The sequence below is a fragment of the Dactylosporangium sp. NPDC050688 genome (assembly GCF_040654515.1).
Classification (GTDB): Bacteria; Actinomycetota; Actinomycetes; order Mycobacteriales; family Micromonosporaceae; genus Dactylosporangium.
This window is the reverse complement of sequence record NZ_JBFAIC010000014.1, coordinates 169,541-179,961: the sequence shown is the minus strand read 5'-3', so window position 1 is coordinate 179,961 and position 10,421 is coordinate 169,541. Positions and strand designations below refer to the sequence as shown.

Here is a 10,421-nt window from a genome sequence, read left to right as displayed (position 1 = left end):
GTGTGGGTGGAGCGAAGCTCCCCCACCGGGGAGCACCGGCGAAGCCGGTGCGCGGAGAATCCGAACCAGAACGGTGAACGCCCCCTGCGTGAGCAGGGGGCGTTCACCGGTTCGGTGGGCGATACTGGGTTTGAACCAGTGACCTCTTCCGTGTCAAGGAAGCGCGCTCCCACTGCGCCAATCGCCCGAGCCTTTGGGGTGCCTCACCGAAGTGTGGCCTTTCCGAGGTGGGAACGGGATTTGAACCCGTGTACACGGCTTTGCAGGCCGTTGCCTCGCCTCTCGGCCACCCCACCGTGGTCACTTTTTCCCGAGCGGACGACGAGATTCGAACTCGCGACCCTCACCTTGGCAAGGTGATGCGCTACCAGCTGCGCTACGTCCGCACCGCCCGGCCAACCCTGCACCCGGCGACGGATGCAAACTCTAGCCGACCTCCATCCCCCATGCCAAACCGGTATCCGGATCCGGCGCGTCGCAGGGGTGTCAGGCAAGGCCCCGCAGGGATCAGGCGAGGCCGGCGCAGGTGGACAGGCCGGCGTACCGCTGGCTGAGCTTGGTCGCGGCAGGACCGGTGAGCAGGGTCGGCTGGCCGCTGCCGGAGACGACGGCGGGCAGGAACTCGCGGCTGGTCACGGTGCGGTCCCGCACGGTGAGGCGCAGCAGGCCGGTCTCGGTGCTCCTGGAGGGGCCGTACCAGAGGAAGTTGCCGAGGCCGTACGCGACGAACGTGCGACCCAGCCGGCCCGATCCCTGCAGCGTGTGTGCGTGGGCGCCGATGATCAGGTCGGCGCCGGCGGTGGAGAGCTTGCCCGCGAAGGTCTTCTGGGCCGCGTTGGGGCAGCTGTTGCCTTCGTCACCCCAGTGGTTGAACACGATCACGAGGTCGGCCTGGCTGCGGGCCTCGGTGACGGCGGCGACGGCGCGCTGGGTGTCGAAGGCCATGGCGATGCCGGGCTTGTCCGGGCCCGGCGCCCAGCTCGACGACAGCTCACCGACCTGGCTGAAGCCGAGGACGGCGATCTTCACCCCGCGGACCGTGGTCAGCCAGGGCCGGTACGCCTCGTCGGTGTTCGCGCCCGCCCCGAACGCCGGGTACCCGGCCGTGCGCAGCGCGTCGAGGGTGTCGAGCAGGCCGGTCCGGCCGTAGTCGAGGGTGTGGTTGTTGGCGATGCTGACCGCGTCGATGCCGGCGGCCTTCAGGGCGTCGATCGCGACGGGCGTGGTGCGGAAGTGGTACGTCTTCGGCTCCTCCACGCCCCTGGAGGTGATCGCGGTCTCCAGGTTGACGATCGTGAGGTCCGCCGCGGACAGCTGCGCCGCGATCGGGCCGAACGCGGCCGCCGGGTCCTTGAGCAGCTTCGCGGTGCGGTCCATGAAGTGCACATCACCGGCGAACACCAGCGTGAGGTCGACCGGCGCTGTCAAGGACGGCGAGGCCGACAAAACAACGGACGGAGCGGCGGAGCGGGCGACGGCAGGCGACGACGAAGAGCACCCCGCCAGCAGCAGCAGCGGCACCAGGAGCAACATTCGCCTCACGGCGCCACGCTAACGGGTGACCGCCCCCTGCCGGAACCGTCCCGCAATAGTGCGCTATAGTTGTAGCGCAACGCGGACGTAGCGCAGCTGGTAGCGCATCACCTTGCCAAGGTGAGGGTCGCGAGTTCGAATCTCGTCGTCCGCTCCACGAAAGGCCCGCCACCTGGCGGGCCTTTTTCCGTCAGTAGGGCAGCGCCCGGTTCCTGGCCGCCGGGACCGGTGTCGCGGGCGCCTTCGCCAGCAGCCACAACGGGTTCGACACCCCGGCGATCGTGGCGTCCTTCAGCCGGACCTGGGCCCGCACGTAGGTCCCCGGTTTCAGGTCCACCCGCTGTTTCCCCGTCTTCGACACAATGGCCTCCGTGGATGGTTTCAGGCCGGTGCCGACCTTACCGGTCACGACCTCCAGCGTCGCGCCCTTCGGCAACTTCGTCGCCGACACATCGACCGGGACAGCTGCGGACCCGACCAGGACCGCACCCATGTAGGACACCCCGCCGACGCGCAGGTCCATGGCGCCGCGGTACGACGTCAGATCCGTGAACCAGGCCGCCCCCGCCGACAACGCCCGCAACAGATCGGCCCGCCCTTTCGACGGGGACCAGACGTGGCTGACGAAGTGCTCCTCGTTCGCCGCCCAGTCCGTCGCGTCGTGATCGTCGCTGCTGCCGAGCGCCGTGAAGAAGACGCAGTTGCGGGCGGCGACGTCGTACACCCACAGCAGATCCTCGAACGGGTCCCTGCCGATCTCCACCAGGTCGGCGCCGAGGGCGCGCTGCGACACGACCAGCTTCGCCAGCTCGTCGCGCTTCGCCACGTCCATCGGATGGTTCCAGCAGACCAGGCCGCCGTGGGCGTGCAGCCGGCGCACCATCGACGCGGTCAGCGCGGCGTCGTTGTCCCGCAGCGGCGGCGACGGGAACTCGGGCAGCGTCAGGTCACCGCCGAACCAGTTCAGGTGCCGCACCATCGACATCTCCAGCGCCCGGTGGTGCGTCACGTCCGGATACTGCTTCGCGACCGCCCCGAGCACCTCCGCCCGCAGCTGCTCCCCGGCCTGCCCGGCCCGCCGGGCGCGGGTGAACGTCAGCCGGTCGACCACGAACCGCCCCTGCCGCACCTCCAGCGCCAGCCCGGTCAGCGCGTTGTCCCCGGCCACGACGTCGGGCCACAGCTTCGCGACGTCGGCGTGCGGCACCATCGTGATCCGCTGCCACACCCCCGCCCTGGCCGGCAGCCGCACCACACCGTGGGCCCCGTCGGCCTCGTGCGTGACCTTGTCGACGCCGCCGATGTGGTACGCGATGCGCAGGATCCCCTTGCCCGGCTGGTTGGACAGCTGCAGGTCCACCGTCAACGCCCCGCCGTCGCCGGCCTTCTCGGGCAGCACGTCCAGGCCGAGTTCGGTGTCGGCGATGCACGCGTTCGCCATCGAGTTCCAGGCGACCCCCTCGAACCGCACCGCCCCCGCGCCCGTCGCGGCCAGCCGCAGCGCCGTGCCGCCCCCGTCCTGCGGCGACCGGGGTGCGCCGACGAAGTCGGCGCTGTGACTGCCGGGCCTGCCGACGGCGTGCTCCTTCCACGTCCACGCCATCCCCTGCTCGTCCTCGGTCACCCCGTCGAAGTGCACCGCCTGCCGATGCCCGGACGCCGCGATGCGGAAGTCATGGTCGGTGAACCAGACGACGTCGACCTTGTACCGGCGAGCCTGCTCCAGATGCGCGGCGTAGCTGGCCACGCCCTCGCTGAACGGCCCGTGGATGTGCGTCGCCATGCTGACGGGCACCAGCTTGGCCGGCGGCGGTGCGGCGGCCGCCGGTCCCGTGCCCGCAAGTGCGTTCCCGGCGACGGCGGCCCCGGCCGCCAGTAACACCCCGCGCCGGCTCAGCCCCGTTGTGCCTTTCACCCCTTCGACGTTGCCCCGCCGTGTCACCCACCCGCAGCCGATCCGCGAACCCCAGCGGGTGCACCGCCCCCGCTACCGTCCGGACGACCCAGCCGCCCCAGCCGACGCCGCACAGCCACCCAGCCGACGCCGCCCGGTAAGTCGGTCATGTCGGGAACCTCACAGCGACGTGGCCGGTGGCCGGTCCTGGGGTACAGCAGTCCGGCAGCGGGGCACGCCGGCGGTGGTAGTCTCATCGGGCCGTTCCTCCGGTGCGTTTCGGTGCCGGCCGGCGCCGCTCGCACCTCCGGCGGGCATCGAACCGCCAGCCGGCGCACCTGGCAGACCCGGCCGGCGCAGCCAAAGGTGCCGACGTCCCGCGTAGCGCGTGACGGACGCGTCGCGGTCGCCGATCATGCAAGCGGCGGGCACGGGGCTTTGAAGGAGGGGCGTTCCAGGGTATGGCCGACACGACGTTGTGCACGTTCGCGGAGCTGGAGTTCCTGCTCCGCTCCGCCGCAGGACCCCACGGCGAGCGCGCCGCCGCCATGGACGCCGTGCGGCACCGGCTCGGCCTGCAGCCGGAGGCGGCCACCGACATCGTCACCGCGGCGGGCGTCGCGTCGCTGCTCGCCCGGGGGCTGTGCACGGAGGAGGGCGGCAACGTCGTGCCGGGACCGCTGGTCCTCGGGGCGGTCGCCGCGCTGTCGACGCTGCACACGACCACCGAGGCGGCCGGGTCCGCCGACGCCCGCACCCTGCAGCTGCACCTGTTCAGCGGGGGCGCCGGGCGGCTCGCCGCGTACCCGGGACCGTTCGGGCTGTACGGCGTCGAGGTCCTCGACCCGGCCGAACCCCTCGTGGCGCCCCTGGCCAGGTTCGTCGACCGGTGCACCGCCGGGACGGGCGAGGCCGCCGTCGTGATCAGGTCCGCGGAGGCCGGCGAGGGCGCGGAGGTGGGGCTGGCGATCGCCCGCACCGCCGACGGCTCCTGGCTGCTGTCGGGCGACGGCCCGCAGGACGTCGTGGCCGGCAGCCGGCCGTCGAGCCGGGACGGCGTCGTCGCCGCCCTGGTCGAGCGCTTCGGCGCCCCCGTCGCGGCGGGTGCCTGATGACGGCCGTGCGGGCGGGCGCCGCCAGCGACATCGGCCGGGTGCGCCGGCGCAACGAGGACAGCGCGCTCGTCGCCGACGGGGTGTACGCGGTCGCCGACGGCATGGGCGGGCACGCCGCCGGGGACATCGCCAGCGAGCTCGCCGTCGAGGCGATGCGGCGACTCGCCGGGTTCCCCGACCGGACCACGCAGGACGTCCACGACGCGGTCGCCCGCGCCAACGCCGACATCCTCGCCTCCGCCGTCGAGCATCCGGTCCGCACCGGCATGGGCACCACCCTCACCGGGATCAGCCTGGTGCGCGACGGCGGCACCGAGCTGTGGGCGGTGTTCAACGTCGGCGACTCCCGGGTGTACCGCTTCGCCGGCGACGTCCTCACCCAGCTCACCGTCGACCACACCGCACCGGAGAGCGTCACCCGCCGGCGCGGGGTGATCACCAGGGCGCTCGGCACCCGGCCGGCCCCCGACGCCGACCTGTGGGTGCTGCCGCCGGTGCCGGGCGAGCGGTTCGTCGTCTGCTCCGACGGGCTGTCGCTGGAGCTCACCGATGATGAGATCGCCGCGGTACTGCGTGCCGAGCCGACCGCGCAGGCGGCCGCGGACCTGCTCGTGCACCGGGCGGTGCTGGCCGGCGGCCGCGACAACGTCACCGCCGTCGTGGTCGACCACCTCACCACCAGCGGCGACACCGGCACCGCCGGCCGCGGCGCGCACGCCGCCCCCGAGGACGAGGACACCGACCCGCGCGCCGTGCTGTACCGGAGCATGGACACCGACCCGCTGGGCCTGCCGGCAGGACCGTGACCCGGCCGCCGCGCCGCGCGCCGTGACCCGGGCCGGGCGGTCGCGACGCCGGGTGACCGGCGGCGCGGGGCGGCTGGCACCATCGGGCGATGCATCTGGGCATCGACTTCGGTACGTCCAGCACGGCCGCGGTCCTCACCGGCGACGGCGGGACGGTGACGCCGCTGCTGTTCGACGGCTCGCCGCTGCTGCCCTCGGCGGTCCACCTCGACACGGCCGCCGGGGTCCTCGCCGTCGGCGGTGACGCCGTGCGCGGCGGCGCCCTCGACCCGGACCGCTACGAGCCCCACCCGAAGCTGCGCGCCGCCGACGGCTCCGTCGCGCTCGGCGGCACCGGCGTCCCCGTCGAGCACCTGTTCGCCGCGGTCCTGTGGGCGGTGCACGCCGAGGCGCTGCGGGTCACCGGCGGGACCCCACCGCACGAGGCCGCCCTCACCCACCCCGCGTCGTGGGACACCCACCGCCGTGGCGCGCTGCTCACCGCGGCGTCGATGGCCGGGCTGCCGGCCGTGACGCTGGTGCCCTCCCCGGTCGCGGTTGCCCGCACCGTGCTGGGCCGGCGGCAGGCGCCTGTCCCTGCCGGTCGGTGCTTCGTCGTGTACGAACTCGGCGCCGCGACCTTCGAGGTCACCGTCCTGCGCGTGACGGCCGCCGGCCCGCAGGTCGTCGCCACCGCGGGCCTGACGGGCGCCGGCGGCCTCGACCTCGACGCCGCGATCGCCGCGCACCTGCTGACGGTGGCGCCCGGCACCGGCCACCGGCCGGGCGGGCCGGCCGGGTGGCGGCTGCTGGAGCAGGCCCGGCGGGCGAAGGAGCTGCTGAGCACCGGGGCCGGCGCCGTCGTGCCCGTCCCCGGCCGGGGCGAGGTGACCCTGACCCCGCAGGACCTGGACGTGCTCGCCACGCCGCTGGTGCGCCCCACCGCCGAGCTGACGCTGCGCACGATGCGCGACGCCGGGGTCGACGCGGCGTCGGTCGCCGGGGTGTACCTGGCCGGCGGCGGCACCCGCCTCCCGCTCGTCGCGACCCTGCTGCAACGCGTCGCCGGCGTCGCCCCGGTCGCCCTCGACCACCCGGAGCTCCTGGCCGCCGAGGGCAGCGTGGCCGTGCTGACCGCCGGCCACCCGGAACCGGCGCACACCCCCGCGACCGTGCTGACCGCCGGCCACCCGGAACCGGCGCACACCCCCGCGACCGCGCCGGCCGGCCACCCAGAGCCTGCGCACACCCCAGTGGCCGTGCCGGCCGCTGGTTACGCGGAGCCGGCGCGCACCCCGGCGGTGCCGCAGCCGCGGGCCGTGCCGGAGCCGGCGGCCCTGGCCGCCGCGGCGGGCGGCGACGACGGCGGGCGGCTGTGGGGATGGCTGCCGCGGCCGGGGGCGTTCATGCCGGGCGAGGCGTGGCGGGAGGCACCGTTCCAGCCGCTGCAGCTCGCGTTGCCGTCCGGCAGCGGCTGGACGATCCGGGCGAGGTTCGCGGACGGCACCGTGTTCCTCGGCCGGGGCGGCGGGCCGCTGCTGTTCCGCAGCGTCGACGGGCTCGCCGGGTACCTGCTGCGCGACGCCCACCACGAGTTCGCCGGCCTGGCCGGCTGGGCGCAGGTCCAGGAGCGGTTCGTGGCGTTCGTCCGGGAGGGCGGCGACGAGGAGCAGGTCGACCTGGACCTGGTGCAGTACAACCTCGGGTACCCGCCGCAGCAGTGGATGCCGGACCTGCTGATCGCGGCGAGGGACGTCGCCGTCGAGCTGGCGGAGGCGTTCGACCTGCACGACGTCGGTGCGCTCCTCGCCGAGGGGAGCCTGCTCGACACGGTCGACACGCTGCTGCGCGACGCCGACCGGGCCTTCGCCGGCCGGTCCGCCCGGCGCCGCCTGGACGCCCTGGACGCCGGCGCCGTCCGGCACGCCTGGCACGCGGTCGTCACCAGCCTCGACGGCGTCGCCGCCTGGGCCGACTGACCCACCCGCCGGCCGGCGCCCGCCACGGGTACTGTGCGCGGATGCTCCGTGCGCCGCGCACCGCGGTCGCCGTCGGACTGGCCTCGGTCGGGATCGCGGTGGCTCCCGCGACATGCCGACCGGCGTGACCGTGCTCGCGGTCACCGTGATCGGCATCGGATGGACCCTGGCCGGGTTCGCCGGGCTGGCCGACCCCCGCAGCGAACGGTTCCTGACCTGGCGACCCGGCGTGCCGTGGTCGTCGTGGTCGTCGTGGACACCGCGACCGGCGGGCGAGATCGCGCCGGTCGACGGGTTCACCGTGCCGTAGCTCCCACTCGGCGCCGCGACGGAGGCCGAACCGCCGCGACCTACCGGCGCGGTGGCGGCGATCCCAGGTCGGGGTGTGCGGGCGGGGCGATGCCGAGCCGGGTCAGGGCCGCCGCCCGGACGTTCCAGGTCCACAGGCAGCCGCCCGTGCCGTCAGGCTTGGCCACCCGGTAGTGGTTGACGCGGACCTCGTCGTCGCGGAACGGGTCCCAGTCGATGCCCCAGCGCCGCAGTCAGGCGTCCCAGGCCCGGTGGAACACCCGCGCCGGAACGTCGCCGCGGATCGAGAACACCACCACCCAGTCCGGCTCATCCATGTGGCACAGGATAGTCGGCCTGGGTCCCTCTCTGGGTCTTTGGGCTCAGGTGTACCGGCATGCGCGCGGTTAGCGTCCAGGTGCCGTGCCGCCCGTACGAGCGGCGGAACTTCAATCCTGGAGACCTGATGAGATCGGGAACCGTGTCGCTGCGACGCCTGCCACGCTCGCGGCTGTTCATCCTGGCCGGCATCGTGGTCGCGCTCGCCGGGTTCCTCGGCTGGTTCGCGACCGGCCCGCTGAACCTGGCCAGCGCCGACGACCAGCCGCTGTCGCAGGGCAAGCCGGCGACGGCGTCGTCGCTGGAGGGGCAGGGCTACCCGGCGAAGGCCGCGGTCGACGGCGACCCGAAGACCCGGTGGTCCAGCGCGTTCAGCGACCCGCAGTGGATCCAGGTCGACCTGGGCGCGCCGGTCGCCGTGGGGCGGGTCGTGCTGCAGTGGGAGCGCGCGTACGCCACCGCGTTCGAGGTGCAGCTGTCGGTCGACGGGACGAACTGGCGCACGGCGTACACCACGACGAGCGGCACCGGCGGCACCCAGAGCCTGACCGTGAGCGGCCTCGGGCGCTACGTGCGGATGTACGGCACCAAACGGTCCACCGGCTACGGCTTCTCGCTGTGGGAGCTGCAGGTGTTCGGTTCGTCGTCCGGCCCGGCGACGGCCACCGTGAACCCGCCGGCCAGCCCGACCACCACCCAGCCGACCAGCGGTGGCGGCAGCAGCACCGGTACCGGCGGCGCCACCGGCGGCACCGGCGGCACCGGATGGGTCATGGCGCCGAACCCGGTCACGAACGTGAAGCCGTCGCACGAGGTGCCGCCGAACAAGGGCGGGTTCCACGAGTTCCAGGCGAACTGCTCGGTCAGCCGCTCGAACCTCGCCGACGACCCGATCGTCTTCCCGGGCCTGCCGGGGGCGTCGCACCTGCACACGTTCATGGGCAACACGACCACGAACGCGGCCACGACCGTCGAGTCGCTGACGAAGGGGCAGACGACCTGCAAGGCCAAGGGTGACCTGTCCGCGTACTGGATGCCGACCCTGCTCAACGGCGACACCCCGGTCAACCCGGTGGGCCTGCAGGTCATCTACTACAAGGCCGGGGTCACCGACTACCGCACGGTGCGGCCGTTCCCGAAGGGCCTGCGGTTCGTGGTCGGCAACGCCAAGAACACCGACGCGGACAAGTTCCTCGCCGCCACCGAGGAGGGCTTCGAGTGCGGCAACAGCTACAAGAACAAGAACATCCCGCTGACCTGTCCCTCCGACCGCAGCGTGCAGCTCAACATCCGGTACCAGGCGCCGAGCTGCTGGGACGGGCTGCACCTGGACTCGCCGGACCACCAGAGCCACATCGTGTACCCGGTGGACAGCCACACCGCGTCGGGCTGGGTCTGCCCCGACAGCCACCCGGTCGCGGTGCCGAAGCTGGAGTTCAAGATGGCGTGGCCGGTGAACGGTGACATGTCGAAGGTCCGGTTCACCAGCGGCGCCGGCCCGACGTTCCACTACGACTTCATCAACGCCTGGGACGAGCGGACCCTGGCCGCGATGATCGAGGGGTGCATCGTCGCGGCGCGGCAGTGCGACCCGCGGGGCCACGACGGCCGCGACGACCAGCAGCCCGCCCCGTACGTGCTGAACGAGCAGTACCTGCTGCCCTGACCCTCCACAGGGCCAGCGGTACCCGCGCCGCCCGACGCCGCCCGGTCACTCCGGGTAGCGCCGGGCGGCGCTGCTGTCGTACGGGCCGCGCGGTGACGTAGGGTCATCGAGGCCGCGGAGGCGGCCGCCGGCTAAGGCCACCGGAAGGACCGCCGAGGTGGCCACCGGGAAGGGCCCGCGGGGACAGACGAGGAGCGCCAGTGACCGACCGCAGCCTGTCCGGCCGGCGCGGTCAGTGGCTCGGTGTGGCGGTGGTGGCCGCCGGGATGGCCGCCGCGACGGTGCTCGTGCCGCCGCTGATCGCCCCCGAGCGGGACCCCGCACCGGCGGACCCGGCAGCGAGACCGACGGCGACACCGGCGGCGACACCGGCGGCCCCGGCGACGAGACAGGCCTCGATCGCGGTCGGCAGCGCGCCGGCGCCGTTCACGCCGGTCGTGATCGAGGCTGAGGACCCCGGCAACGAGCTCACCGGTGGGGCCGCCGTCACCGCCTGCGGCACCTGCCACGGCGGGCACCGGGTCCGCTACCTGTGCTTCACCTGCACGCTCGTGGTCCGCACGGTGCTGCCGGTCGCCGGGTCGCGCACGGTGACGGTCGGGTACGAGGTCGACGGCCCCCGCTCGGTGAAGGTGAGCGTCAACGGGGCGCCGGCCCGCACGTTCCAGGTGACCGGCCCGGACTGGACGGTGCCGAGGTCGTTCCAGTTCACCGCGGACCTGCCCGCCGGCCCGCTGCGGCTGACGTTCTTCAACGACGCCACCCCGGCGCCCGACATCGACGTCGTCACGATCAGCTGAGCCGCGATGCAGGTCCGTATCA

The 10,421-nt window shown here is 73.8% G+C and carries 9 protein-coding genes and 4 tRNA genes; 7 read left to right on the top strand and 6 right to left on the bottom strand.

Going from position 1 to position 10,421, the window contains the following annotated elements; translation table 11 throughout:
• Positions 1-115: 115 nt before the first annotated feature.
• From AB0H83_RS16760 to AB0H83_RS16745, 4 genes are all read right to left on the bottom strand, one after another.
• Positions 116-187, bottom strand: a tRNA-Val gene (locus AB0H83_RS16760).
• A gap of 38 nt (positions 188-225) precedes the next feature.
• A tRNA-Cys gene (locus AB0H83_RS16755) sits at positions 226-296 on the bottom strand.
• 17 nt (positions 297-313) lie between these two features.
• Positions 314-386 (bottom strand) — tRNA-Gly (locus AB0H83_RS16750).
• Positions 387-507: 121 nt separating this feature from the next.
• A complete protein-coding gene (locus AB0H83_RS16745; protein ID WP_360093793.1) occupies positions 508-1,533 on the bottom strand; it encodes a CapA family protein in 1,026 nt (341 codons plus the stop codon).
• Between the two features lie 81 nt (positions 1,534-1,614).
• On the opposite strand from AB0H83_RS16745, the gene AB0H83_RS16740 reads away from it, so the two are divergent.
• Positions 1,615-1,690, top strand: a tRNA-Gly gene (locus AB0H83_RS16740).
• 33 nt (positions 1,691-1,723) lie between these two features.
• Here AB0H83_RS16740 and AB0H83_RS16735 read toward each other — a convergent pair.
• The gene (locus AB0H83_RS16735; RefSeq protein ID WP_360093745.1) at positions 1,724-3,448 is read right to left on the bottom strand and encodes a hypothetical protein; all 1,725 of its coding nucleotides are present in this window, start codon (positions 3,446-3,448) and stop codon (positions 1,724-1,726) included.
• A gap of 440 nt (positions 3,449-3,888) precedes the next feature.
• On the opposite strand from AB0H83_RS16735, the gene AB0H83_RS16730 reads away from it, so the two are divergent.
• The 4 genes from AB0H83_RS16730 (at position 3,889) to AB0H83_RS16715 (ending at position 7,616) form a co-directional block, all read left to right on the top strand.
• Positions 3,889-4,539 (top strand): hypothetical protein, encoded by a 651-nt coding sequence (locus AB0H83_RS16730; RefSeq protein WP_360093742.1) that lies wholly within the window; start codon positions 3,889-3,891, stop codon positions 4,537-4,539.
• On the top strand, positions 4,539-5,348 hold the full coding sequence (locus tag AB0H83_RS16725) for a protein phosphatase 2C domain-containing protein (RefSeq protein WP_360093739.1): 810 nt from the start codon (positions 4,539-4,541) through the stop codon (positions 5,346-5,348). The genes AB0H83_RS16730 and AB0H83_RS16725 overlap by 1 nt, the downstream gene beginning before the upstream one ends.
• Positions 5,349-5,437: 89 nt before the next feature.
• The gene (locus AB0H83_RS16720) at positions 5,438-7,306 is read left to right on the top strand and encodes an Hsp70 family protein (protein ID WP_360093736.1); all 1,869 of its coding nucleotides are present in this window, start codon (positions 5,438-5,440) and stop codon (positions 7,304-7,306) included.
• 112 nt (positions 7,307-7,418) lie between these two features.
• Positions 7,419-7,616: a hypothetical protein gene (locus tag AB0H83_RS16715; protein WP_360093733.1), complete on the top strand. Its 198-nt coding sequence runs from the start codon at positions 7,419-7,421 to the stop codon at positions 7,614-7,616.
• Between the two features lie 40 nt (positions 7,617-7,656).
• Here AB0H83_RS16715 and AB0H83_RS16710 read toward each other — a convergent pair whose 3' ends face one another.
• Complete coding sequence (locus AB0H83_RS16710; protein ID WP_360093730.1) at positions 7,657-7,782, bottom strand: hypothetical protein; 126 nt, start codon at positions 7,780-7,782, stop codon at positions 7,657-7,659.
• Between the two features lie 278 nt (positions 7,783-8,060).
• On the opposite strand from AB0H83_RS16710, the gene AB0H83_RS16705 reads away from it, so the two are divergent.
• Both AB0H83_RS16705 and AB0H83_RS16700 read left to right on the top strand, forming a co-directional pair.
• The gene (locus tag AB0H83_RS16705; RefSeq protein WP_360093727.1) at positions 8,061-9,599 is read left to right on the top strand and encodes a DUF1996 domain-containing protein; all 1,539 of its coding nucleotides are present in this window, start codon (positions 8,061-8,063) and stop codon (positions 9,597-9,599) included.
• A 200-nt stretch (positions 9,600-9,799) separates the two neighbouring features.
• Entirely contained in the window at positions 9,800-10,399 is a 600-nt protein-coding gene (locus tag AB0H83_RS16700) for a hypothetical protein (protein WP_360093724.1), read from the top strand.
• Positions 10,400-10,421 lie beyond the last annotated feature (22 nt).